Below are 25,859 nucleotides of genomic sequence, written 5' to 3'. Positions count from 1 at the left end.
ACGAAGATTGCGAAAGCAAAGGTTAATATAGACAGGTGCGCTGTACTATAAATTAGTTTACAAAAATAGGGGCTTCTTTCGAGGCCCCTATATATTGATCGGATCGTGTACAGATCCTGCAATGGCAGTTGGCTTATATTTGACTCAAATGAAAGATCACATCCCCGACTTATTTGTCAGTCAGTACATCCGCCTCAAAAACAACCCCATCCCAGCCATTTGCCATAAACTGGCGGATATTTTGATGCCCCTCACCTGCGGGGTTATCAATACATTCTGATAATGCTCAGCAAACAAAAGCAGGGTATCTGCCGCTGAAAGATTATTCAGTTTAGCGAAATACAATACTTTCGCACTTCCCTGATTTTCCGTTGTGGAGTTTTTAAGGTTTCCATTTTGAAATGACGCCGGACTATAGGTATACTGTTCTGCGATATGATCCAAAACTTCCTGAAACTGAAGCTGGCTTCCTTTGACTTCGCTAATAATTCTTCTGTTTTCATCAGATTAAATTGTATATGCTTTATGCTAGTTGTTTATTAAAGTTCTTTGTATATAGCCCTTCCTGTCGAATTTCTAAATAATTCCATGGAGGGAGCCACCTTTGCCCCCAGTAGATCAACCCGTTTTTCAACCGCTTCATCTTTAATCAATGCCGGTGCATGATGCGGCTTCGTTCGGGCATCAATAATAATGGGTCCTTCACAGCCCCAATGTTTGAAGGCAGTAAAGCTCTTGATTCCATAGATATCAAATGCTGGGTTACTCCGTGTAAAGGTTGTCCAGACAAAGTTATTCACTGTCTCTGCTGTAAAACTGGCATCGTCGCACAATACCAGCAGCGGAAAACCTTCCCATGCCAATCCTTCGGCTGTGCGGCACCATTCCTGAATCACCGCAGCCCCATCTGCATAGGTTGTGAAGGCTTGTCCATCAATTGCCAATACACCCGGCATCACCAGCTTCGCTTGGTTGAAAGGCCTTGGCAGATCAAAATTTGCAGGTAGCTCCCGTGCAAGTTCCCTTTTCTTTGTTCCCGCAGCTGCAAATACGACCTTCGAACCCGCATTTAATCCATCGCCCGAATAATCCAAGGTATCTATGGTCGTATTTGTTTGAAAATGAAGATCCCGCGCAGGATCAATCCGTTCCAGAATATGTCCAAAAAAGCTGGAATATCATAGATATCCAATTTGGGATTATCCTCATATGCCGAAATAAAAAGATATTTGGCCAAGCTCAGTTGGTTTTTTCCAAGAATCTGATTGGCAATGGTTAAAATCTCCTGTGGACGGTCCACACGTTGATAAGGAGTATAACGCTCTGATCCTATCGCAAACAATAAGGGATGCACTCCTGCCGCGTCCACCGCATTGACGGCATGCAGGCCGGAGATTTCCTGAGGAATTGCTGCCCCTGTGATTTCGTGAATAAGCGCTCCAAAGCTAGTATCTTCCTGCGGTGGTCGCCCTACCACTGTAAATGACCAGATCGGATCCTTCTTATGGTATACATTATGCACCTTCATCAAGGGGAAAGGATGGGTAAGACTATAATAGCCTATATGATCCCCAAAAGGCCCCTCCGATTTATTCTCATTGGGATAAACGGTACCTGTAATCACAAAATCCGCATCCGCTGAAATACAAAAACCTTCGTCGTCGTAAAAATAACGGAACCGTCTATTGCCTAAAGCACCAGCGAAGATCATTTCAGAAAGACCTTCTGGCAGCGGCATGACTGCAGACAGAGGATGCGCCGGTGGGCCACCCACAAAAATACTTACCTTAAGCGGCACACCAAGTTCATTGGCCTTTGTCTGATGAATACCGATTCCGCGGTGCAGTTGGTAGTGCAATCCTATTTCCCGGTCCGGAATATAATCGTTGCCTGAAAGCTGAATCCGATACATCCCCAGGTTGGCATGCATGATCCCCGGCTTATTTACATCTTCCGTATAGACCTGCGGCATGGTGACAAAAGCACCGCCATCCATTGGCCAGTTAACAATTTGAGGAAGCTTACTGATGCTTGTTTTACCGTGCAGGATTGGAGCGCCCGACTTCTTTTTCCAAGGCAAGGCGCCTAGCGCAGTCATGGATGAGCCTATATATTGAAATGGATTTTTTAACACAGCACCCGGGTTCATCTTGACATCCACCAACTTTTTAAGATGATCCAACGAATCACGAAACATAAACTTCGAACGGTCCAATGTACCAAAGAGATTGGATACAGCCGGAAATTCCGAACCTTTGATATTTTCAAAATACAATGCTGGTCCTCAACATCAAATACCCGCATATGAATTGCAGCCATTTCGAGGTAAGGATCGACTTCCTCTTTAATCCGGATTAAATGACCATGTTTTTCAAGATCCGCAACACATGCTGCTAGACTGTTGTATCCCATATATTAAATCTGTATCAACGCGTTAATCCACAAATTTAACAGAATAATTTAGAAGTAAATAATTATTCACCCCTGTTTATCTCCATGGGAACTACAAATGCTTTATATAAAAAGCATAAACTCACAAACCAAAAAACCTTATAGCGACAAGCATCAAAAGCAAGCATGCAGCAGGTTTTCGTTCGTCGTTAGACCATTCAGAAAAACTCAGGTATCCATACTGACATAGGCTTTCAGTGGCGTGAATTCAAAGGACTGGACCTTCTGCCAAGTTGAATTGTCCACATTTTTTTCATAATAGAGCACTCGTCTAAATTCATCGATATCTTCCTTATTGATATCGTTGAACCTGCTCAGCAATAGTTTCGCAAAAATTTATTCACGCCGATCTCGCGCTTTTGTGTATCGGAAGTATAATTGAGAAATTGATAAAATAAATTCCTAAAGGTCACCTCTTCATGTCCGCCAAGGTAAATCACCTCAGATATAAAGTTACCTTCCCAGGGCATTTCCCGAAGCCAACGGTAGACATCCAATAAGGGCAAGGGATGAAATTTCAGTGAAGCGACCCAGTTCCAATAGAATATCGTCTGCCGTTTAGCAAGTTTGCTAAAAATTCGGTTCAGCACACTTTCCTTACCGATAACGCTACTTTTAACCACAATGGTGTACTGTACGCGCAAAGCTTCCAATAGATTCCGAACAGGTTCTAAAAAATGCTCATCCATCAGCCGGGCCACATAGATCACCCGGTTATTGCCCGCCCGCCTACAGATTTCAACAAAATTACGAAGACCTAGCAGTTCCAGCTGAAGCTGTATATCGTTATCCAAGGTCGGAACCTGCGTAAAATAAATTCCGAAGTTCACGTTACTGATCTGAAAATTATCATAAGCTGGTCCCTTCCGCAACAAATCAAGTTCAAAAAGTCTTGCGGTTACTTTCTCCTTCACAATTTTATTAAAAATGGACAAGTTGCGCACCAAACCTGTAACATCAAAATCCTTCGTTTGTAAATAGCATGACGCCCGTCGTCCCAAATAGGTATTTAGCCCACTAATTAACACCTTTTTCATTCTTATAATTATTTCTGAGCACTCGCTTTCAATGGTATAAATGTGCTAGTTGCAGCCTTTTTATTATTATTTTTATGGTAAGCATGAGACTACCTTTGGTTTTAATGAGTAACCAAACGATCGGCTGGATCTCATTTTAACTGTCCTATAGATTGCAAAAGCCCATGCTAGTTTTTCTCCTCAAATACGTTGACTAACTAATATCATAATTCTCTAATTTTAGAACAGAGAAACATCAAATAAGTTTAACACTATTTTTATTTTTCTATTTGAGCACCTGCCGTCAAGTCGATCAACAAGACAGTGGTCTATATGTTGGAGCATAAGATAGGGGTGGTCTAAAACCTATTCTTTGTCCTTTTTATGTCAATTCACGCCTAAATATTTTCACAAACACAATATCCTTATATATTTGTAAATCTTCTGAAAATAGGCTGCACTAAAAAGTATTTATCTTCACCTCTATGGACAAAAGGGCTACAATGATCTGGTTTAGAAATGATTTAAGACTTCATGACAATGAGGTATTTTATCAAGCCTCTGAGAAGAGTTCCTTCATCATTCCTGTCTATTGTTTTGATCCCCGTTATTTTGACCGCAATCAGTTTGGCAATTTAAATACAGGTGTGCTGCGCGCAGCATTTGTGATCGAAGCTGTCACTGCCTTAAAAGAAAAATTAAAAAGCCATGGAAGTGACCTACTGACCTATATTGGCAAGCCTGAGGATATTATCCCGCGTATTGCCCAAAAATATCAGGTTAATGAAGTCTATCATCATCGGGAAGTTGCACTGCGCGAGACCTCTATTTCCGAAAAAGTAGAGAGTGAACTCTGGAACAGCAAAATCAACCTCCGTCATTTTATTGGACATACACTTTACCATAAAGAAGATCTCCCTTTTCCGATCAAAGATATTCCAAATGGATTTTCCGTTTTCAAGAAAAAGGTAGAACGTGAGAGTTCAGTGCGCCAACCGATTCCTTTTCCCTCAAATTTCCTGACTCCCCACATCTTGAGGACACCAAGATCCCCACATTGAAGGACTTAGGTTATTCAGACGAGGAGATAAAATCTGTTGATGACATCTATATATTGGGCGGAGAGGATACGGCATTGAGTATTATGCATTCGGTCTTGTCCACTTATCCGGAAACGGAGCAGGATCCTGTCATATTGGGTCCTTTTATCGCTGCTGGAGCTTTATCCCCGATCCTTCTTTACAACAACATAAAAAAATTAGGGAAGGAAAAAAAGACAAACGATTTGAAAAAATAATAGATATCTTACTTTGGCGGGATTATTTCCGTTTTATGCTCAAAAAATATCCTAATGTATTTTTCAAATCGCTGGGTACAAAAACAGTACTACAGCAGATATTCCGGCGTTAACGATGAATGAGGAGCTATTCGAAAAATGGAAATCCGGTCAGACAGCGCATGATTTTATCAATAGTACCATGATACAATTGAAAAAGACGGGTTATATCCCCTATCAGGCGGGATTGATCGCCGCCAGTTACTTGGTCCATGAATATCAGGTCAATTGGTTAAAGGGAGCATCTTGGTTTGAAGAACAGCTTTTGGATTATTCTCCAGCCACCGTATACGGACAATGGTCCCATGTCGCTGGTGTAGGCACGAGTGAAAAAGATAACAAGGCTTTGGATTGGCAGAAATTGATCAAAACCAACTTCCCAAACGGTCTTCCAAAATTGGATGAATTATTTGCTAAATAAATCTTCGGCAGAAATAGATAATTTCAAAACAAAAGAAATTTGTATGGCCCTGTGGGGCACTTTTAAATCATGCTAAAAATGTTAAGAATTGGATAGATTTATTGATTAAATTATTCAATTTCAGTATTAGAAACTCTTTTTTATTCATAACTTTGACAAATTTCATAGTTTTAATTGTAAATGGACAATCTGACATATTTGAGTAATGCTGATTCGGCTTATGTCGATGGCTTATATCAATCGTACAAGCAAGATCCCCAATCGGTAGATTTCGGATGGCAAAAATTCTTTGAAGGTTTTGATTTCGGTCAAAATGCTGGTGGAACAACAAGTTCAGTAGGCGAGGCAACTCCTGAGCACGTATTGAAAGAAATCAATGTGCTGAACATGATCAACGGTTACCGTGACCGTGGCCACCTCTTCACGCACACTAACCCTGTTCGCGAAAGACGTAAGTACTACCCTGGAAAGGAATTGGAAACGTTTGGTCTTGCTGAGGCAGACATGAACACCGTTTTCAATGCTGGTGTTGAAGTTGGCTTAGGTCCAGCAACATTAAAAGATATCCGTCAACTGGTTGAAGATACCTATTGCCGTTCTATTGGTGCAGAATTCAAATATATCCGTAATCCAGAAAAGATAAAGTGGTTGCAGGACCGCATGGAAGCGGACCGCAATATGCCAAAATTCTCTTTGGATACAAAAAGAGAATCCTGAACAAACTGAACGATGCTGTTGTATTTGAAAACTTTTTGGGCACTAAATTTTTAGGTCAAAAACGTTTCTCTTTGGAAGGTGCAGAAAGCTTAATCCCTGCATTGGACTCGGTTATCGAAAAAGGTTCAGAAATTGGCATCCAAGAGTTTGTAATCGGTATGGCTCACCGTGGTCGTTTGAACGTATTGACCAATATCATGGGTAAATCTTACAAATCCATCTTCTCGGAATTTGAGGGTAAAACCTATGCAGACGATCCTGAGGTAAACTTCGGTGGTGACGTAAAATACCATTTGGGTTTCTCTTCAGAAGTAAAAACTAACGATGGCAAATCGGTTCACTTGAGTTTAGCGCCAAACCCTTCCCATTTGGAAACAGTAGATCCAATTGTAGAAGGTATGGTACGTTCTAAAATCGACTTCAAATACGATGGTGATTCATCGAAAATTGCACCGATCATTATCCATGGTGATGCTGCAATTGCTGGTCAGGGCGTGGTATACGAGGTAACTCAAATGTCCAAACTAGATGGTTACAAAACTGGCGGTACAGTACATATCGTTATCAATAACCAAATCGGATTTACAACAAACTATAAAGATGCACGTTCTGGAACATATTGTACAGATGTTGCAAAAATTACTTCTTCACCTGTATTCCATGTCAATGGAGATGATGCAGAAGCAGTAGTTTATGCGATTAATTTGGCTGTTGAATACCGTCAAAAATACAAAACAGACGTATTTATCGACTTATTATGTTACAGAAGATTTGGTCACAATGAGGCTGATGAACCTAAGTTCACACAACCTTTGTTGTACAAAATCATTGAAAAACATCCGAATCCAAAAGAAGTATACGCTAAAAATTAATCTCCGAAGGAAGTATTGATGAAGCCTATTCAAAAATATAGAAAAAGAATTTAAGGCGGAATTGCAGACGAAACTTGAAGAAGCGAAAACTATTGAAGTATTGACTGAAGATCTTCCGATGTTTAAAGGTGCCTGGGAAGGATTACGTCCGGCGAAAAAGGAGAAGTATCGACAACTACGGATAAAACTAAAGTTGCAAAAGATCTTTTCTTGAAATTGGCGAAAGAGATCACAACTTTACCTTCGGACAAAAAATTCTTCCGTAAGATTACTCGTCTGTTTGAAGATCGTGCAAAAATGATCAGCAATGATGCATACGATTGGGCAATGGGTGAGTTAATGGCTTATGCGACGTTATTGGATCAAGGCAACCGTGTTCGTATCTCAGGTCAAGATGTACAACGTGGTACATTCTCACACCGTCATGCGGTATTAACATTGGAAGATTCTGAAGAGAAATATATTCCATTGGCAAATATCAAAGGTGGCGACAAATTCTCGATCTACAACTCCTTACTTTCAGAATATGCTGTTTTAGGTTTTGAATATGGTTATGCCTCTTCAAATCCAAACTCGTTAACAATTTGGGAAGCACAATTCGGTGATTTCTACAATGGTGCTCAAATCATCGTAGATCAATATCTATCGAGTGCGGAAACAAAATGGAGACGTTCAAACGGCTTAGTGATGATGTTGCCACATGGTATGGAAGGGCAAGGTCCTGAGCACTCTTCGGCACGTATCGAAAGATTCTTGGAATTATGTGCAGATGAGAACATGATCTTGGCAAACTGTACCTTACCAGCCAACTATTTCCACTTGTTACGTCGTCAATTGGTACGCGAATTCCGTAAACCATTGGTGATCTTTACACCGAAATCATTGTTGCGTCACCCGAAAGTTGTTTCTCCATTGAAAGACTTCACAGAAGGTGTATTCCAAGAGGTCATTGATGATGCAAATGTAGCTGCAAAAGATGTAAAACGTGTATTGTTCTGTTCGGGTAAAGTTTATTATGACTTATTGGAAAAACAAGAAACGGACAAGCGTAAGGATGTAGCAATCGTTCGCATCGAGCAGTTGTTCCCAATCCCGGCTGAGCAGTTGAAAGCGATCCGTAAAAAATACAACAAAGCCAAAGAGTTTGTATGGGTGCAAGAGGAAAATGAGAACATGGGTGCATGGTCTTACTACTGCCGCAAACTGATGGGCACTGAAATTGCATTTACAGGTTTCGTAGCACGTAAAGAAAGCGGAAGTACAGCAACAGGTTATATGAAACAACACGTTGCTCAACAAGCAGAGATCTTAAATAAATCATTCGAATAAAAACAATTTAAAATCAATTGCGTCTTATGTATAGGACGCAATTGTCAATAAAGAACATTATATATGAGCTTAGAAATTAAAGTACCAACCGTAGGTGAATCTATCACGGAGGTAACCTTATCACAATGGTTGAAACAAGATGGCGATTATGTGGAGATGGATGAAAACATCGCCGAACTGGAGTCAGACAAAGCGACGTTTGAATTACCAGCTGAAAAAGCAGGTATCTTAAGAATCATTGCACAAGAAGGTGATACTTTAGAAATCGGTGCTGTCGTTTGTACAATTGAAGAAGGTCAAGCTCCTGCTGGTGGTTCAGCTCCGGCTGCTGCACCTGCGGCTGAGGCATCATCTAATGCAGCTCCAGTTGCTGCTGCTGCAAAAGACGAAGATCCAGATAGCTACGCTGCTGGTACAGCTTCTCCTGCTGCCGCAAAATTTTGAGAGAAAAAGGAATTGATCCTTCAACTATAAAAGGAACAGGTAAAGATGGCCGCATCACAAAAGAAGATGCTGACAAAGCTCAACCTGTTGCAAAAGCTGCAGCTCCGGCTGCGAAACCTGCTGCTCCTGCCGCTACAACTACAGCTGCACCAGTTGCTGGTTCCAGAAATGAGCGTCGTGAGAAATTATCTTCTTTACGTAAAACTATCGCAAAACGTTTGGTAGCTGTTAAAAACGAAACAGCCATGTTGACAACTTTCAACGAAGTCAATATGCAGCCGATCATGGATCTACGTGCTAAATATAAAGATACGTTCAAAGAGAAATTTGGTATCGGTCTTGGTTTCATGTCTTTCTTTACAAAAGCAGTAACTACAGCATTGGCAGAATGGCCAGCAGTGAATGCTCGTATCGAAGAAAATGAAATCGTGTATTCTGATTTTGCAGATATTTCAATTGCAGTTTCTGCACCTAAAGGGCTGGTTGTTCCTATTATCCGTAACGCAGATGCGATGTCATTGGAGCAAATCGAGAAAGCGATTGCTACATTGGCGGGTAAAGCTCGTGATAACAAATTAACGATCGACGAGATGACAGGTGGTACATTTACAATCACTAACGGTGGTGTATTTGGATCAATGATGTCAACGCCTATCATCAATGCACCGCAATCAGCAATCTTGGGTATGCACAACATCATCCAACGTCCTATCGCTGAGAATGGTCAGGTTGTGATCCGTCCAATGATGTACATTGCACTTTCTTACGATCACCGTATTATTGACGGTCGTGAGTCAGTAAGCTTCTTGGTTCGTGTAAAACAATTATTAGAAGATCCAGCTCGTTTATTGTTGGGCGTATAATTGTTACCAAAATTATAATATTAAAAAGACCTGTACGATTGCCGTACAGGTCTTTTTATTGTACCTTATCTCCCCTTCTCCAAACTTCCTTTCCTTCGGAATTTGACGAATATGAATTGGACATAACCGCTATCCTCCCGCTACCCCATTTCCTATGGCTTTTGTGAGATTTCTGCCTGCGAATATAAATCCAGATTTTTTTCATCTTTTTATTTTATACTTTCACTTACAGTTATTTGTTCGCTAATAGATTATCAGCGAATTAAATAAGCTAACGAGGTTCATTTTTTTGACCAGCGGAATGGAAGATGCATTAAATAAACAATTATGAACAGTAAGATAATAGGTCTGACGATTATTCTTTTGCTCGCTGCATTGGCACTCTCAGCCAATATGGCCAATCCTTTTGGTCCTCATAGCATCACAGCACAACTGGTTCCTTCGGGTAAAGCGAAAGTACTTCGCGAGCGAATAGATATCCAGCTTGTGCAAGACACACTGGATTATGATTATCAGAGCCAATTCAATATCGAGTATATTATCCATGCGGAGGAAAATATGGACTTCCCTTTGGTATTCCTTGCCTTCAATTTAGATGGATTAGAAAAGGTGACTGTTAACCAAAATGAGATTAAATCCCTCCCCTTGGATCCATCAAACACAAAATTCCCTTTCCTACGGCTCAAAGATGGTTATTATGAGATCAGCTATGGAAAAGCGGAATGGGAACGAATTAACCTGAATGATGGATTTTATTTTACCGCCAAACTTCACAAGGGTGAAAACAGCATCAAAGTTCAGTACCGTGCTTTAATGAAGTATGACCGGCGGATATCCTCACAAAATATGAAATTGAATACCTTTTATTCCCCTCCAAGTATTGGTCTTCCTTTGGCCCAATTGATCTGTACCTGCATACGGGAGATAAGATGAAGGCTTACGCACAGAATTTGGGCGTTCCTAAACAGCAAACGGACACACTCGTACATTGGGTCATTGAATCCGTCGGAAAACAGGACAGTTTCAAAATCGAAGTTGGGGAAAAGACCTCATTTTTAGCAAGTACCATCCTCTGGATCAGTCCGGGGCTCCTCGCATTCATCAGCTCCCTAGTGCTATTTTATTTACACATCAGGTATATCTATAAAAAGTACAAAATCGGCCGGTACCGTTATGCATTGCTCATTGGAAATCTGATCGTACCGGCTTCATTCTATAGTTTTTGCTGGTTTTGGAGCAGTTTGGCAAATTACCTGGTCAATGGTATTTTTGCAGATAACAGTCGGGGTTTATTCTATTGGTCATTGTTACCTTGCCATTTATCTATATCATTTATGATCTGGTTCTTTTGTCATCGATAGAAGCATCCGGATCAAATTTCAAAAACAGCAACCGAAATAAGCTGACCTATTTTTTATAGGTCAGCTTATTTTCAATCATCCGATTGTTATATTGTTGAATAAAAGCTTTCATCTTGGTTTCCATCGTATCCAGGACAGCTGGATGTTGTTTTATCAAGTCCTGTTTCATCAAGCGATCTTGCTTCATATTATAAAGAGATAATGGTTTAAGACCATCGTAAGACATCATATAGTCTTTGTAGTAAAAATTATAGCTTCCTGCATTATTGTTCAGCACAAAATTGTCCCTTCCCGGCTTAAATGCATCCGATCCAAAGGCAAAATAAGGTTCGTCATAATGAAGGTAATTTAATACCGTTGGCATAATATCGATCTGTTGGACCAGTTTATCGGCCTTGCCGACCAAGCCATCGCCCGGCGCATAAAATATAATCGGGATCTGGAAGCCCCGGCTGTGGTCTGGTACTCGGGAAGGTAACTTACAGTTGCATGATCAGCACAGATCACAAATAAGGTATTGTTGAACCAGGGCATTTTAGATGCTGTGGCAAAAAACTCGCGAAGTGCATTGTCAGTATAACCAATAGGTTCCTGTACCGGTAGCGGTCCTTTCGGAAATTTTCCTTGATACTTCTCTGGCACCTTAAAGGGATGGTGTGAGGACAGCGAAAAGAAGCTCGCAAAAAACGGTTGTTTTAACGTATTGATTTTATTCGCAGTAAACTGTAGAAAAGGTTCATCCCAGATCCCCAGATACCATCAAAATCCCGATCATTGTTATATTCGTTTTTACCAAAATAATGTTGAATTCCGGCTAACTTCATATAGGCGGAAAAACCCATACTTCCATTCGGCGCTCCGTGGAAAAATGCTGTTTCATACCCTTTTTCCCCAGGAGTTTAGCCAAGCTAGTGGTTTCATTACCCGAATACACCGAAAGCACAAAGGGTTCGCCAATGGAAGGGATACCTGTAATCACCGAAGGCAAAGCGTCGATGGATTTGCGACCATTCGCATAGGTATCTGTAAAGGTATAGCCGTTGCGAATCAAAGAATCTAAAAAAGGAGTATAACCTTTATATTTCCCACCTTGAATATCTTTATTCAGTTCACCAAAATGTTCCTTCGCGAAGCTTTCCAAAATCAAGACAACAACATTCTTTTTATTGAAGGGTTTGTCCGTTTGTGGAAAATGGATTGGATCATACAACTTGCTCAACTCTTGCTCTGGATAATAGTTCACCGGCTTGAGACTAACAGCTTTTAAGGTTTTCAATATACTAAATGGCGTATTCAGTACAATATTCATTTCTTCGGGGTGTCCACATAGTCACCGGCATTGCTCAATGTAATCGGACGGGTACTGTGTGCCCAGCCGCCACGAACGCCACCTATAAAAAAGAAAAGCCGTCAATAAAAAGAAAGGAACCTGAACAAGGAAAGATTTCCAGGAATAACGTTTTGGTCTTTCCAGTTGGATCAATTGATACGATTTCGATAAGCCATAAACGAGCAGTGCAAATACCAGCAGGAGATACCAGTAATCAAGACAAAAGTCAAATGCCAATTTAAACAAGTTGGACTCATTTGAAAACTGGCTCAATACCGTACCGGTGGTCCGTTTTAGTGTAAACGGGTAATAGGCATAGTCAATCAGATTCAAGGCGATCCCTAGTGAATTGACTACGACAAAGATCCATTTGGAAATCCGTTGATAGATTGGATTAGTTATGAATGATCCGGGGACCGTCTGCATAACAATGTAAAGAATATTTAGATAGAGCAAAGCAACAGTATCAAAACGCACACCTCCACCAAACATCACAAACAGTTTCCCTGCATTTACATTAGGAAATAATGAGGCATTAAGTAGGTAAAACCCCATCTAAGCAGGGCGTAAACGATTAAAAGAAAGGCAAAGCGAATGGCGACTGCAAAATAGGGTGCTAATATTCCTCTTAACTTCATCCGGTTAATATTTTAGAAATTCACGATAAACCTGCTGATAATACGCTTTGGCAATATTCAATATACTATCGGTTTTGGCAGCAGGATATTCTTTATTGGATCTATAATTGATGATACGGCCAACATTATCAAAAGATACCGACTGTTCAGGTGTAACTGCTCCAAAGGCATCTTTGGAATTATAGAAAGCGATCTGTGGTGTCGTCGGATTAAATAAATCCCGACTCCAGTGATATCTATTGGTCGGAAGTTTCAACTGCGTCAACAGCGTCGTGGCTAAATCCGTTTGGTTTCCGATCCGATTGAAGATCTTACCCCGGTATTCCGGTTTGATAACATCACCGAAAAAGATCAATGGGATATGGAATCTATTTGGATGGAAAAGCTCCCATTTTCCGATGGCAAGCGATGGCCATGATCCGCAACTATCACAAAAGGGTATTTTTGTACCAGGCTTCTTTCTTGGCTTTACCAATAAAATCGAAAACAGCCGAGTCCGTATAATTCGCTGTGCTTCTGAACTTATCGGCATTGTTGGTACTACCAAATTTATAACCGTGCTTTAATTCAAATGGTTCGTGATTGATCAATGTAAATATCGTTGAGAAAAAGGCTGTTTCTCCTTGTTAAAATCATGAATCATCTGGTTGAACACCACATGATCGTAGACTCCCCAGGAAGCCCGCTCGGCATCCAAACCAAAATTAGCGTTATCAACCACTCTGGAAATACCATGTGTCAACATATAGGACTTGAAATTATAAAACTCACTTTGTCCACCATGATAAAAAGAAGTTTCATAACCTGCATGGTCAAATTCCTGCCCAATAGCAGGCATATTTTCGTGCTTGTCGATATATTTAATAATACTTTCTGGTCCCTGTGCCGGAAATCCACTGAGTATAGCAACCATCCCCTTATCCGAACGATCGGCGGCAGAATAGATGTGATCAAATAAAATTCCACCTTTGATCAATTCTTCCATATGTGGCGTTATGCCCTTCTCTCCTCCCAAAGACTGGATGAGGTCACCGACAAAACTTTCCAGCATGATGATAACGACATTGGGGCGTGTCGTAGATAAAACTTCGACCGCAGAATCAGGTTGACTTTGGAAGGCAGGCTTCAACTGCTCCTGAATAACTTGTTGGTCTGAGCCGTAGAAATCATAAGGGCTTTTCAGTTTTGTGCTCTTGGTAAAAAAGTCGCGCAAAAGCGACCATTGTGTATTCACAGCCGCATGATTATAAAAGGTAACCTCAGAATAATAAGCTTTACTAGGGTTTAGTGTTGCGCGGCCATAGCCCCCACGGATAAAGGTAAAGAGAACAAAAACGCCGACGGCCAATTTTAAAAAGTTGCCAATCGGTGATTTAACATTAAAAAAATACACTTTTTGAACATCCAACGGTAGAGAAAATACCCACAAAATATCCCCACCAACATCCCGAGGATCGGAAGAAAAACAGGTGTAGACTCTGCAGAAGCTACCGCACCGGATGGTGATGCCAGGAAAGCATCTATAGCTCGTTTTGATATTTTATCCCCCATTCTCGATAGATATTAACATTGATAAAACTCGTCACAAAAAATAAAACCAGTACAACAATTGTGTAAATATCAAGGATGATGCGTTTTGGCTGAACCTTTGGGAAAAAGCTTAGTATGCAATAAACAACAAATGGAATAGCACATATATAGGATACGGCTGAAAAATCGAGGCTTAATCCATGAAAATAGATTCTAAAAATCTCCGTAAAATTGGCTGTTCCTATTTTCTCAAAAAAGCTGAAATAAAAATAAATCTATCTATAAAACAGATAATTAGCCAAAACAAAAATATTGTGTTAACGCTCTAAGTTCGTTCGCAAATCGTTGCATCCCTTCGTGTAAAAATAAAACAGGCAAATTTACATTAATTTACATTAAAACTAGGCTAATCGACTAGTAATATGAAGAAAAGATTAAAAAGTGTTAAGGGTTGAGTATTGAGTAGTGAGTAGTGAGATTCTGCTTGTACAAGCCTTCGGCTTATTCGGATGGTTCCGACTTTTTAATTTTTGCTCTTTAGACATTGTCTTCGATCTTTCATCTCTAATGCTTGCCCTTTTCATCTTTAGTTCCTCGTCCTTGATCTACAATCAATAACAAGATCAATGATAACAAGGAAAATAACATAGAATTCCTTACTTTTGTATTCCTTAAAAAATTGAATATAGAATTTAAAATGAGCATAGCGAAAACTTACAATCAAAAAGAAGCTGAAGAAAAATGGTACAGCTATTGGAAAGCGAACGGATTTTTCCGGTCTACTCCTGACGAACGTGAACCTTATACGATTGTAATGCCGCCACCGAATGTCACTGGCGTATTGCACATGGGTCATATGCTGAACAATACGATTCAAGACGTTTTGATTCGCCGCGCACGTATGCAAGGTAAAAACGCTTGTTGGGTACCGGGGACAGATCACGCCTCCATTGCCACTGAAGCTAAGGTCGTCGCTATGTTAAAGGAGCAAGGCATTGACAAAAGATCCTTATCCCGTGAGGATTTTTTAAAGCATGCTTGGGAATGGAAAGAAAAGTACGGTGGTATTATCTTAAAGCAACTGGAAAAACTAGGCGCTTCCTGTGATTGGGATCGTACCCGTTTTACCATGGATCCTGAATTGTATCAATCGGTGATTCGCGTATTTGTTGACCTTTACAATAAAGGGTTAATCTATCGTGGTTACCGCATGGTTAACTGGGATCCAGAAGCCAAAACCAATATCTCTGACGAAGAAGTGGTCTACAAGGAAAAGAACGGTAAATTATACCATCTGAAATATCAGGTTGAAGGAACGGACAAATATATTGTCGTTGCCACAACCCGTCCTGAAACGATCTTTGGTGATACAGCAGTATGTATCAATCCAAACGACGAACGCTACACCTGGTTAAAAGGAAAACAAGTGATTGTACCAATCGTCGGACGTAAAGTGAATATCATTGAAGATGAATATGTGGATCTTGAGTTTGGTACCGGCTGTCTTAAAGTAACTCCAGCGCACGATATCAATGACTACGAACTAGGTAAAAAGCATGATCTGGAGTTTGTGGACATCTTTACCGATGAAGCGAAATTAAACGACAACGGCTTACATTATGCTGGTATGGATCGCTTCAAAGTACGTAAAGAGATCGAAAAAGAACTGGAAGAAAAAGGATTATTGGAAAAAGTAGAAAACTACACCAATAATGTCGGAACATCTGAAAGAACTGGTGCTGTTATTGAGCCTAAGATCTCTAACCAATGGTTCCTGAAAATGGAAGACCTCGGAAAACCTGCACTGGATAATGTCATGGATGACACCATTAAATTCCATCCGACAAAGTTCAAAAATATCTACCGCAACTGGATGGAAAATGTAACAGATTGGAACATTTCAAGACAATTGTGGTGGGGGCATCAAATACCTGCTTACTTCTATGGTGATGGTAACGATGATTTTGTCGTTGCACAGACTGCCGAAGAAGCACTTTCACTGGCACAGCAAAAATCGGGCAATGCGGGTCTAACGCTTGCGGATTTGCGTCAGGACGAAGATGTGCTTGACACTTGGTTTTCAGCTTGGTTATGGCCAATTTCTGTATTCAACGGTATCAATGAGCCTGAAAATGAAGAGATCAAGTATTATTACCCAACGCAGGATCTAGTCACTGCACCCGATATTATTTTCTTCTGGGTAGCACGCATGATTGTATCGGGTTATGAATTCCGTGGACAGCTACCTTTTGAAAATGTTTATTTTACAGGTATTGTACGCGATAAATTAGGGCGCAAGATGTCAAAATCTCTGGGTAATTCACCTGATCCTATTGATTTGATGAACGAATATGGTGCTGATGCAACGCGCATGGGCATGTTATTGACAGCTCCTGCAGGAAATGACTTACCTTTTGACGTTGAGCTTTGTGTACAGGGCCGTAATTTTGCCAATAAAATCTGGAATGCCTTCCGTCTGGTAAAAGGCTTAGAGGTTATCGATGCTCCAGCTTCAGCAGCAGACAAAATCTCCGCTGCATGGTTTGATTCTCGATTCAATCAAGCATTAACTGAAATTGAAGAAAACTTCAAGCATTACCGTTTATCAGATGCCTTGATGACAACTTATAAATTGGTATGGGATGACTTCTGTGCCTGGTACCTTGAACTGGTGAAACCAGCTTATGGCTCACCTATTGCTTCGGAAACTTTGGAAATGGTAAAATCCTTCTTCCAACGTATATTGACTTTGGTACACCCTTTTATGCCTTTCCTAACGGAAGAACTGTGGCATGATGAGTTGTTCGGCACAAAAGAGGAAAAAGACTGTATCATTGTCGCTGAATTTCCAAAAGTTAGTGCATTTGATGAGCATATTATCAAAGATTTTGCTGTAGCACAACAGATCATTTCCGAAGTTCGTAATATCCGCAATTCGAAAGGTATCTCACCAAAAGTAGCATTACCTTTGGCAATCAACCAACAGTCTGACATTGATCTGGCACAGTATATTGCGATCATCACGAAAATTGCCAACCTAGAAGCCGTGACATTTGTGACAGAAAAAGTAGCTGGTGCAACAAGTTTCTTGGCGGGTAAGGATGAATGTTATGTACTCTTGGAAAACAATATTGATGTAGATGCAGAACGCGAACGTATTGAAAAAGAACTGGACTACCTGAAAGGATTCTTGGTGTCTGTAGACAAAAAACTTTCGAACGAACGTTTTGTACAAAATGCAAAACCGGAAATCGTTGAAAACGAAAAAAGCAAGAAAGCTGATGCAGAAGCTAAAATCAAGATTCTTCAAGATAGCTTGGCCACTTTAGCTTAAAACATATAGACAATATTTCCCTATAGGGGCCGTCCAAAAGAAAATCGGATGGCCCCTATTTTCTTTACGCCTAATCGTATTTCTCATCCTATTCCTATCCAAACAGCTCAGAGTTCGTTTTTACTTTGGGGCTTCTCCTTTTCACTTTCATACCCACATCTGATGCGATCGGACGATAAAAACTTTACGCTATTGTCTATCTGTTGATTTTTAACTTTATAAGAATTCCTGTAAAAAATGAATAACTTTATAAGAGCGAACTTAAATTATAGCATTATGGGATTCAAGGAAACATTTCAAATCAACGGTGAAAACCTTTACAAAAGATCAAAGAAATCATTGCAGAGGGCAATGTAAATAAAATCAGCATTTCGGACAAACATGGCAAAGAAATCATGAGTTTTCCAATTACTGTTGGCGCAATAGGGTTGATTTTAGCACCTGTATTTGCGGCTATTGGTGCAGTAGCGGCCCTGCTCACCGAGTGTACAATTACTGTGGAGCGAAACAGCGAAAAGAAAGAAGAGGAAAAGCCGGACGATTCTGCTGAGCCTCCAACAACAATCACCGTTAAATAATTGACCCTTAAATTTTACGATCATGAACATCATAAAGAATATCCTTTGTGTTTTGTTTGGCCTTCTTTTTGTCAATGCGGGCTTAGATAAAATCTTTCATTATATGCCTGTTCCACCTATGGACATGGATATGCAAAAGGTATTTCAGGCATTCATCACGATAAAATGGCTAATGCCGCTCGTTGCAATCATCGAAATCCTGGGCGGCTTATTATTTCTCCTCCCAAAGACGAGAACCTTAGGCGCATTGGTTATCTTTCCCATACTCATCGGCATTTTCACACATAACATGATTTTTATAGCCAAATGGGATTAATTATCTGGGCTGTACTTTTTATCATTTGGTTATGGGTGATTTTTGAAAATTGGGGTAAATATAAAAAGCTAATGGAGTAATTTCCTTGACAAATTGATCGATATTACGTGCTTTTGTTAGCATAAAATTAAAAAATAAAAAACTTTATACTCCAAAAATGGTTTGGTCAATTATTTGATGTGTTTTATATGCTATCCCTTCAATCACAAAGCTTTTAGGGATAAATGGGGAATTGTCTAAAATTTGCATACATATGTTGCACAAATTAAACTTGCATATACAAGCAAATTTATCTTAGTTTGCTTAAATGGCGGTGATATAAGTTAATATCTGAAAAACTTTGCAAACTTTTTTCCGTTTTAATTTTTATTAGTAGATACTTAAATCAAATTATACGTTGAACAGATTTACCCGAATTGCTTTCAAAACAATATTGTGGATTATTGGAGTAATAATTGCGCTGGTTATTCTAGTTGTATTTTTAATCCGAATACCCTCGGTTCAGAACTATATTGCAGGAAAAGTAACTCATTATGTCGAAGGAAAATAGGTACACCGGTAAAAATCGGTTATATTAATATTGATTTTCCCAAAAACTAGTGTTACAGGACATCTATCTGGAAGATCAGAGTAAGGACACCCTTGTTGCGGGAAAAAGCATCGCTGTGGACATCAATATGCTCAAACTATTGAAAAACACGGTCGAGATCCAAAGTATCGAAGCGGAAGGGATCACAGCAAAAATTCGCAGAACACTACCGGACAGTTCCTTTAATTTTGATTATATCGTCAAAGCATTTGCATCCGAAAAGGAAAGCAAACCTACAGCCGATACCACTTCTGCCCTGCTGTTCAATCTCGATAAAATAAAGCTTGATAAATTTCATATTGTTTACGCTGATGACGTTATCGGAACAAGTGCTGACGTCTATTTAGGTACACTAAACACCAATATCAAGAAATTTGACCTGACCAAAAACATGGCCTTCAATCTGCCAAAGGTAAAAATAGACGGCTTAAGCGCAACGGTCAAACAATGGAAACCTGTCGTAGATGGCACAGCTCCATCCGTCAAAGACTTTGGTATCACAGACAAAACCGCACAAACCACAACCCTACTTCCGGATGTGGGGATACAGATTGCCGACTTGGCCAATATCCTTATCCGCTATGAAGATCAATCCAGCTCGCTTAAAACAAAGTTCAACATTAAAAATCTCCGTGCAGATATCAACAAGATTGATTTAAACAAGGAGCTTGTTGATATCCAAACCATCCACTTGGATGGCTCCGACAATGAAGTACTCTTTGGAAAAGTAGCCAAGAAAACGCAGCCTACAGGCAATGCCACCGCTGATACCACAAAAATCAAATGGGTTGTCTCAGCCAAAGACATCAATATCAACAATACAAGTCTAGCTTACCGGGATGACAATCAAGCCCGTATGAAAGGCTTCGATTATTTCAACATCAAGATTCCGGGAATAAAAACAAATCTGACGGATTTATATTATAGCGCGGATTCGATCAGTGGATCATTAAATGAACTGACCGCATCAGATCACTCAGGCCTTGTTATCAAACAGCTTAAAGGGGACTTTAAATATACCAATACAGGAGCAGAGATTAAGAACCTCTATGCGGAAACGCCACGTACGCTCATTCGGGACTACCTCAAAGTAAGCTACCCTTCACTGGATATCATTACCAAAAAGCCGGAATTGATCTACGTGAATGCAACAGTCAAAAGAGCCATGTCGATATGCGCGACATTTATTTCTTTGCACCGTTCCTTGACACAATGCAGGTCATGAAACCGTTGATGGACAAAAATTCAATATCGACGGTCGCGTAGTGGGCAAACTTAATGATCTGAATATTCCAAGTATTGATTTTCAGACGCTCTCCAATACACGGGTTATTGCAAGTCTGCGCCTAAAGGGGCTGCCGGATGTAGATAAGATGTCCATGGACCTTAATCTGAAAAAATTAACAACTGGTCGCTCGGATATTGAAAAACTTGTCGCCAAAACCATGTTGCCAACAGGTCTTCAACTGCCCAATACGATCGGACTCACGGGGACATTTAAAGGCGGATGACCGCTTTTGACACCAATCTTTCGTTGGTTACTGAAAAGGAACGGCCAAAGTTGATGGGAAAGTGAGCATGGCGGGCAGAGATACGACCTACGATGCTTTTGTTAGCATCCGTGATTTTGATATTGGCCAGATCATGAAAATGGATAGCACCCTGGGCATTCTTTCCTTTGAAGGAAAAATAAAAGGACATGGAACAGATCCCAAGAAACTTGTCGCCAATTTCGACGGTAAAGTAAACCGTATGGATGCCATGGGTTATCGTTATCAGAATATCGATATGAACCTCACTGCAGACAAAGGAGATATTAAAGCTTCCGTAGTGAGTCCTGACCCCAATATTAAATTAAAGCTGGATGCCACAGCCAATATGAAATCTAAATATCCGCAAGTGGATTTTGAACTGATGGTGGACACCATCAACCTCAAAAATCTGAAGCTGATGGCGGATGATTTCAAATACCACGGTAAGATGGTCGGGCATTTTACTTCAGCTGATCCAAACTTTCTGAATGGGGAGGCACATATCACCGGCTCGTCCATCGCCTACAATGATGCTTATTATTCCCTGGATAGCATCTCGTTGATTGCAAAATCAGATACATCGAGAAATTTGCTACTTCTAAAATCGGCTTTTTCAATGCCCACCTAGTCGGAAAATATAAGATACTAGAACTACAGAATGCCGTTCGGGATATTTTGCAGGTTTATTACCAGCCCGGAAAGCCTGTTAAGGTTCCTCCCTATGAACCGCAGAATATCGAATTTTCGGCACAGTTGACCCGTACCAAATTTGTGCAGGATTTTGTTCCAGAATTAACCCAAATGAAAGATATCACGCTGGATGGAATGTTCAACAGTGCCACGAAAACAATATTGGCCAAATTAGATGCTCCGAAAATAGTCTACAACGGAACGGAAATAAACAACGTTACCCTGGATATAAACACCCTGGACAGCACCCTTTACTATTCGGCTTTGATCAATAAGATCAAGGTCAACAATATCGAGCTTATCAATACGGTATTTAGTGGTTCCGTCATTCAGAATAACCTGGATTTTGGACTATGGATAAAAGATAAAAAAGAGAAAGAACAGTATCATTTAGGTGGGGATATGCGCGTGGACAACGGAGCATTTGTTTTCAGCCTACATCAGGACGGCTTAATGCTGAACTACGACAAATGGAACGTAAATCCGGCCAACGTACTTAAATTTGGTAACACAGGTATTCAGGCAAAAGATTTTGTTCTGAGTAGTAAGGGGCAAGAATTGAGTATATCGTCACAAGACAGCGTATTAAATTCACCCGTAAATATTTCCTTTAAGAATTTCCGCATCGAAACCATAAGTAAAATGCTGGAGAGCGATATTATGGATCTAGGTGGTGGCATCAATGGCCAGGCAACAATATCACGTTTGGAAAGCAACCCTGTATTTGTTTCGGATTTGCTCATCGACAAATTCTATGTCGGAAAAGATACTGTCGGAAATGTGAATATCAAAGTCAACAACGAAAAAGAAAATACCTACAGTGCAAATGTCAGTATCAGTGAAAACGGCAATAATGTTGTATTAAACGGTGATTTTATTAGCCCACCGAAAGGAGAATCCAGTCTGGATTTCACATTGGATATCCAACCGTTGAGCATGCAAACTGTACAAGCATTTAGTTTAGGCTACCTGAAAGATTCAAAAGGAAACCTTGAAGGTCAATTGAAAATAACCGGTTCCCCTTCGAAACCTCGTATAGATGGCGACGTCAAATTTAAAGACGCTCAATTCAATATCGCCATGTTAAATGCCCTCTTTAAAGCAAAAGATGAAACTGTGCATTTTGACAATAGTGGCATCAGCTTTCCAAAATTTGCACTGGAAGACAAAAAGGAAATATTGCCAAAGTTACAGGTTCGATCGATACAAAAACCTATACTGATTTTGATTTTAATCTGAACGTGAATACGGACAATTTTGAGGTGCTAAATTCAACCCAGACGGACAACGACATGTTCTATGGTAAGATGTACCTGACATCCAACCTAAGGATCAGAGGAAATCTGGACAAACCTGTTGTCGATGGAACCATCAAAGTTCTTGACGACACCGATTTTACTTTCGTTATGCCAAATGAGAATCCGGGAATGGCTGACCGTAAAGGTGTGGTAGAGTTTGTTGATAAGAGCGATACAACCCATACGAACGTATTTGCCAAGCTGGATTCCATGACTGTTACCAAATTGACCGGAATAGATGTGGATCTGAATCTACAAACCGATAAAGAGGCTAAATTTAAGATTCTTTTGGATGCTGGTTCACAGGATGCCCTAAATATCCAGGGGCAGGCGGAATTAAATGCAGGTATAGACGCCAGCAGTAAGGTTACCCTGTCTGGGACATTTACCGTGGACAAAGGAAGTTATTCCTTTAGTTTTGGCCCAGTGAAAAAGATTTTACCTTCCAAAAAGGAAGTACCATCACCTGGAATGGGGACCCGTTGGACGCACGTCTTAATATCACGGCTGCATATATGATCAAGGCGCCTACCTTAGAACTGGTGGCAACGCAACTGGGATCAGAAAATGCCAATCTGTACAAACAACGTGTTCCGTTCAATGTTTTACTAAAAATTACAGACAAGCTCTTCCAGCCACAGTTGGGTTTTGATATTGATCTGGACGAGAATAACTCCATCGTATCCCAGGATGTCGTCAGTAAGGTAAACAATGCCTTGACTACACTCCGTGAAAATCCGTCTGAACTCAACAAGCAGGTGTTCTCCTCATTGTATTGGGGCGATTTATGTCGACCAATCCGTTTGAAAGTTTATCCGGTGGCGGTGGTACAGAAGCTATCGTTCGGAATAGTATCAGTTCGTTCCTGAGCGGACAGTTAAACCGTTTGGCTTCAGAGTTGATCACCGGTGTAGAACTGGATTTCAACTTAACCTCCGAGCAGGACTATGCAACCGGAGCTGGACAAACTCGAACCGACTTAAATATCGGTGTATCAAAAATGCTCCTGAATGACCGCCTGAAAATTACTGTAGGCTCCAATTTTGAGGTCGAAGGCAATACAAGACCCGGTGAAACCGCCAATAATATTGCGGGTGATATCCAATTGGATTATCAACTGTCTCAAGACGGTCGCTATTTTGCACGTGTTTATCGCAAAAACCAATATCAAGTGACACTTCAGGGGCAATATGTTGAAACAGGTATCGGGTTTATTATCAATATGGACTATAATAAGTTTAAAGAGATCTGGATGAGTTCCAAAAAACTTAAGGAATACTATGATACCGACAGCAAAGGGTTTAGAAAACGCTTTAATGTGGAACGGATGGAAACGGATTCCGTCTATCGGGACAGCGTCCGTACAGTCATTAGAGACAGTTTGATGCTCCATAGTCCGGAGTATAGAAAACGTATTGAAGAGCGTGAAAAAGAAAAACGTAAACAACAATTGGACTCAAGTAAAAATGCGCCAAAAAATCCAAGTCCAAAAACAAATTTAGATACGATCAGAACGACAGCGATTAAAAATGAAGATGAGGAAAGGAGTTATCATGCGAGCTAAACTGAAATTTGCTATCGGAATATTGACACTGGGCACAATAATAGCCTCCTGTTCTTCCACCAAGAACTTGAAAGAAGGAGAAAGCCTGTATGTCAAAGGCAATGTGATTATAGATTCGGATACCATTTCAAAGGAGAATAAGGAAAAGCTTGCAACCTATCTTCAGTCGGCATTGATGCCCAAACCCAATAAACGTCTGGCAGGTGTTCCGTTTAAGCTTTATTTTAATAATATGGCTGGTGATTCAGCCAATAAAAACATGATCAAGAGATTCTTCAAGAAAATTGGTGAAGAACCTGTTTTGTTGAGTGATGTCAACCGTGAATACAATGAGAACCTGCTGCGGAACCGTATGGAGAATATTGGTTTTTTCAATGCTGAGGTAAAATCCGACACACTGGTAGAGGAAAAAAAAGCCACCGTAAATTATACAGCCAAGCCAAATATCATCTACAAAATCCAGTCGGTCAAATTTGATATCGATAGCAACAGCCAATTGGGTCGGGATATCCGATCATCTTCGGACAAGAGCCTTTTGCAGGTGGGTAAACATTACAGTCTTGATGTCGTGCTGAATGAACGTGACCGCATTGACAATGACCTTAAAAACAAAGGTTATTACTATTTTAGCCCAGATTATATTTTGGTTGAAGTCGACAGTTCGCATCGGAACAACAGGGTTGACATGTATGTAACGGTAAAAAGGAAACACCAGCACAAGCAAAGGTTCCTTCGAAAATCAATAAGATCTATATTTTCCGAATTACACGGAGACCAGTTCAGGCTACCAACGGTCGACCCGAAATGCCGAGTTGTTTGACAGTAGTTACTATTTTATAGACCGGAGAAATACCTTTCGCAAACCCGTTATCGCAAAACATATCTTCTTCCATCCTGGAGATACATACAACCGTACGGCGCACAACCAGACGATCAGCCATTTGGTCAACCTGAACAGCTGGAAATTTGTTAAGAACAACTTTGTGGATAGTAAGGAGGTACCCAATGCACTAGATGTCTATTACTATCTCACACCACTACCAAAAAAATCCTTGCGGGTAGAACTACTTGGCAAAATGGCATCGGTCTATAATGGTACTGAAGTCAACGTCAATTGGACCCTGCGCAATGCATTTAAGGGTGCCGAGCAATTGAGCTTTAATGTCTTTGGAGGATATGAAACCCAAACCGGAGGAAATGCCGATCTGAATTCCAGCTATTACCGTTACGGAATGGAAGCTACCCTGACATTTCCTCGGATCCTGTCTCCTTTTGGCAGTATTAACCCCTCACGTCGATTTATCCCCAAAACCTATGTCAAAGGACGTTATGAATTCTTAAATCGCCGTAAGGCTTATACACTCAATTCAATCGCCCTAGATTATGGTTATATCTGGCAAGAATCGGAGGAAAAGCAGCATGACCTTGCCTTGATGGAAATTACCTATGTACAGCCTAAAGGTATTTCGGAGAATTACCAAAGGCAGATGGATACCATTCCCGCTCTGCGACATGCCATTGATCCACAGTTTACGATCGGACCAAACTACAACTTCACGTTCCAGAATACGATGAAGCAGCACTTGAAGAATACGTTCTATTTCAAAGGAAATTTGGATCTTTCGGGTAATATCCTGGTTTAATCAAAGG

General features: G+C 40.4%; 24 protein-coding genes and 5 pseudogenes. 18 read left to right on the top strand and 11 right to left on the bottom strand.

Features of this window, described 5'->3' with window-relative positions; translation table 11 throughout:
• Nucleotides 1–169 precede the first annotated feature (169 nt).
• The 4 genes and pseudogenes from KUH03_RS26970 to KUH03_RS26955 form a co-directional block, all read right to left on the bottom strand.
• Nucleotides 170–444, bottom strand: a pseudogene (locus KUH03_RS26970) (HopJ type III effector protein).
• A gap of 132 nt (nt 445–576) precedes the next feature.
• A pseudogene (locus KUH03_RS26965) lies at nt 577–2,412 on the bottom strand (UbiD family decarboxylase).
• Between the two features lie 207 nt (nt 2,413–2,619).
• A complete protein-coding gene (locus KUH03_RS26960) occupies nt 2,620–2,772 on the bottom strand; it encodes a hypothetical protein (RefSeq protein ID WP_257087567.1) in 153 nt (50 codons plus the stop codon).
• On the bottom strand, nt 2,766–3,488 hold the full coding sequence (locus KUH03_RS26955) for a hypothetical protein (protein WP_257087566.1): 723 nt from the start codon (nt 3,486–3,488) through the stop codon (nt 2,766–2,768). Before KUH03_RS26955 ends, KUH03_RS26960 begins: the two co-directional genes overlap by 7 nt.
• Before the next feature lie 482 nt (nt 3,489–3,970).
• On the opposite strand from KUH03_RS26955, the gene KUH03_RS26950 reads away from it, so the two are divergent.
• From KUH03_RS26950 to KUH03_RS26920, 7 genes and pseudogenes are all read left to right on the top strand, one after another.
• A complete protein-coding gene (locus KUH03_RS26950; protein WP_257087565.1) occupies nt 3,971–4,528 on the top strand; it encodes a deoxyribodipyrimidine photo-lyase in 558 nt (185 codons plus the stop codon).
• On the top strand, nt 4,525–4,764 hold the full coding sequence (locus tag KUH03_RS26945) for a hypothetical protein (protein ID WP_257087564.1): 240 nt from the start codon (nt 4,525–4,527) through the stop codon (nt 4,762–4,764). Before KUH03_RS26950 ends, KUH03_RS26945 begins: the two co-directional genes overlap by 4 nt.
• A 58-nt stretch (nt 4,765–4,822) precedes the next feature.
• On the top strand, nt 4,823–5,224 hold the full coding sequence (locus KUH03_RS26940; RefSeq protein WP_306429809.1) for an FAD-binding domain-containing protein: 402 nt from the start codon (nt 4,823–4,825) through the stop codon (nt 5,222–5,224).
• Between the two features lie 180 nt (nt 5,225–5,404).
• Nucleotides 5,405–8,142, top strand: a pseudogene (locus tag KUH03_RS26935) (2-oxoglutarate dehydrogenase E1 component).
• A gap of 63 nt (nt 8,143–8,205) precedes the next feature.
• A pseudogene (gene odhB, locus KUH03_RS26930) lies at nt 8,206–9,449 on the top strand (2-oxoglutarate dehydrogenase complex dihydrolipoyllysine-residue succinyltransferase).
• Nucleotides 9,450–9,776: 327 nt separating this feature from the next.
• Nucleotides 9,777–10,382 carry a hypothetical protein gene (locus KUH03_RS26925; protein WP_257087563.1) on the top strand — a complete coding sequence of 202 codons (606 nt, stop codon included), beginning with the start codon at nt 9,777–9,779 and terminating at the stop codon, nt 10,380–10,382.
• On the top strand, nt 10,379–10,810 hold the full coding sequence (locus KUH03_RS26920) for a hypothetical protein (protein ID WP_257087562.1): 432 nt from the start codon (nt 10,379–10,381) through the stop codon (nt 10,808–10,810). Before KUH03_RS26925 ends, KUH03_RS26920 begins: the two co-directional genes overlap by 4 nt.
• A 46-nt stretch (nt 10,811–10,856) precedes the next feature.
• On the opposite strand, the gene KUH03_RS46815 is transcribed toward KUH03_RS26920, so the two are convergent.
• The 7 genes from KUH03_RS46815 to KUH03_RS26900 all read right to left on the bottom strand — a co-directional run bounded on the left by KUH03_RS46815 (nt 10,857) and on the right by KUH03_RS26900 (nt 14,207).
• Nucleotides 10,857–11,216: a hypothetical protein gene (locus KUH03_RS46815; protein WP_306429185.1), complete on the bottom strand. Its 360-nt coding sequence runs from the start codon at nt 11,214–11,216 to the stop codon at nt 10,857–10,859.
• Nucleotides 11,159–11,518: a sulfatase-like hydrolase/transferase gene (locus KUH03_RS46810; RefSeq protein WP_306429808.1), complete on the bottom strand. Its 360-nt coding sequence runs from the start codon at nt 11,516–11,518 to the stop codon at nt 11,159–11,161. Before KUH03_RS46810 ends, KUH03_RS46815 begins: the two co-directional genes overlap by 58 nt.
• A gap of 112 nt (nt 11,519–11,630) precedes the next feature.
• Nucleotides 11,631–12,119, bottom strand: coding sequence for a sulfatase-like hydrolase/transferase (locus tag KUH03_RS46805; RefSeq protein ID WP_306429184.1), 489 nt, complete (start codon nt 12,117–12,119; stop codon nt 11,631–11,633).
• 21 nt (nt 12,120–12,140) lie between these two features.
• Nucleotides 12,141–12,695 carry a hypothetical protein gene (locus KUH03_RS46800; RefSeq protein WP_306429183.1) on the bottom strand — a complete coding sequence of 185 codons (555 nt, stop codon included), beginning with the start codon at nt 12,693–12,695 and terminating at the stop codon, nt 12,141–12,143.
• A gap of 87 nt (nt 12,696–12,782) precedes the next feature.
• On the bottom strand, nt 12,783–13,133 hold the full coding sequence (locus KUH03_RS26910) for a hypothetical protein (protein WP_257087561.1): 351 nt from the start codon (nt 13,131–13,133) through the stop codon (nt 12,783–12,785).
• A 73-nt stretch (nt 13,134–13,206) separates the two neighbouring features.
• Nucleotides 13,207–13,368, bottom strand: coding sequence for a hypothetical protein (locus KUH03_RS26905; protein WP_257087560.1), 162 nt, complete (start codon nt 13,366–13,368; stop codon nt 13,207–13,209).
• Nucleotides 13,365–14,207, bottom strand: coding sequence for an LTA synthase family protein (locus KUH03_RS26900; protein WP_257087559.1), 843 nt, complete (start codon nt 14,205–14,207; stop codon nt 13,365–13,367). The genes KUH03_RS26905 and KUH03_RS26900 overlap by 4 nt, the downstream gene beginning before the upstream one ends.
• Nucleotides 14,208–15,005: 798 nt before the next feature.
• Between KUH03_RS26900 and KUH03_RS26895 the strand changes: the two genes are divergently transcribed.
• From KUH03_RS26895 to KUH03_RS26840, 11 genes and pseudogenes are all read left to right on the top strand, one after another.
• Nucleotides 15,006–17,642: a valine--tRNA ligase gene (locus KUH03_RS26895; RefSeq protein WP_257087558.1), complete on the top strand. Its 2,637-nt coding sequence runs from the start codon at nt 15,006–15,008 to the stop codon at nt 17,640–17,642.
• 326 nt (nt 17,643–17,968) lie between these two features.
• Complete coding sequence (locus tag KUH03_RS26890) at nt 17,969–18,220, top strand: DUF4342 domain-containing protein (RefSeq protein ID WP_306429807.1); 252 nt, start codon at nt 17,969–17,971, stop codon at nt 18,218–18,220.
• A 22-nt stretch (nt 18,221–18,242) separates the two neighbouring features.
• Nucleotides 18,243–18,536, top strand: coding sequence for a MauE/DoxX family redox-associated membrane protein (locus KUH03_RS26885; RefSeq protein WP_257087557.1), 294 nt, complete (start codon nt 18,243–18,245; stop codon nt 18,534–18,536).
• 599 nt (nt 18,537–19,135) lie between these two features.
• Entirely contained in the window at nt 19,136–20,350 is a 1,215-nt protein-coding gene (locus KUH03_RS26880; protein WP_257087556.1) for a hypothetical protein, read from the top strand.
• 40 nt (nt 20,351–20,390) lie between these two features.
• Nucleotides 20,391–20,636 (top strand): hypothetical protein, encoded by a 246-nt coding sequence (locus tag KUH03_RS26875; RefSeq protein ID WP_257087555.1) that lies wholly within the window; start codon nt 20,391–20,393, stop codon nt 20,634–20,636.
• A gap of 67 nt (nt 20,637–20,703) precedes the next feature.
• Nucleotides 20,704–21,285, top strand: a complete 582-nt coding sequence (locus KUH03_RS26870) for a hypothetical protein (RefSeq protein ID WP_257087554.1) — start codon at nt 20,704–20,706, stop codon at nt 21,283–21,285.
• A 47-nt stretch (nt 21,286–21,332) separates the two neighbouring features.
• The gene (locus KUH03_RS26865) at nt 21,333–22,586 is read left to right on the top strand and encodes a translocation/assembly module TamB domain-containing protein (RefSeq protein ID WP_257087553.1); all 1,254 of its coding nucleotides are present in this window, start codon (nt 21,333–21,335) and stop codon (nt 22,584–22,586) included.
• Nucleotides 22,499–23,164, top strand: a complete 666-nt coding sequence (locus KUH03_RS26860; protein WP_306429806.1) for a translocation/assembly module TamB domain-containing protein — start codon at nt 22,499–22,501, stop codon at nt 23,162–23,164. Before KUH03_RS26865 ends, KUH03_RS26860 begins: the two co-directional genes overlap by 88 nt.
• Nucleotides 23,128–24,209, top strand: a pseudogene (locus tag KUH03_RS26850) (translocation/assembly module TamB domain-containing protein). Before KUH03_RS26860 ends, KUH03_RS26850 begins: the two are co-directional and overlap by 37 nt.
• Nucleotides 24,199–25,029, top strand: a complete 831-nt coding sequence (locus tag KUH03_RS26845; RefSeq protein ID WP_257087550.1) for a hypothetical protein — start codon at nt 24,199–24,201, stop codon at nt 25,027–25,029. The pseudogene KUH03_RS26850 and the gene KUH03_RS26845 overlap by 11 nt, the downstream one beginning before the upstream one ends.
• The gene (locus tag KUH03_RS26840) at nt 25,022–25,852 is read left to right on the top strand and encodes a hypothetical protein (protein ID WP_257087549.1); all 831 of its coding nucleotides are present in this window, start codon (nt 25,022–25,024) and stop codon (nt 25,850–25,852) included. The genes KUH03_RS26845 and KUH03_RS26840 overlap by 8 nt, the downstream gene beginning before the upstream one ends.
• Nucleotides 25,853–25,859 lie beyond the last annotated feature (7 nt).

This window comes from Sphingobacterium sp. E70 (assembly GCF_019285695.1).
Classification (GTDB): domain Bacteria; phylum Bacteroidota; class Bacteroidia; order Sphingobacteriales; family Sphingobacteriaceae; genus Sphingobacterium; species Sphingobacterium detergens.
Note: the sequence above shows the minus strand (reverse complement) of the source record. Positions and strands in the feature narration are given on the sequence as shown.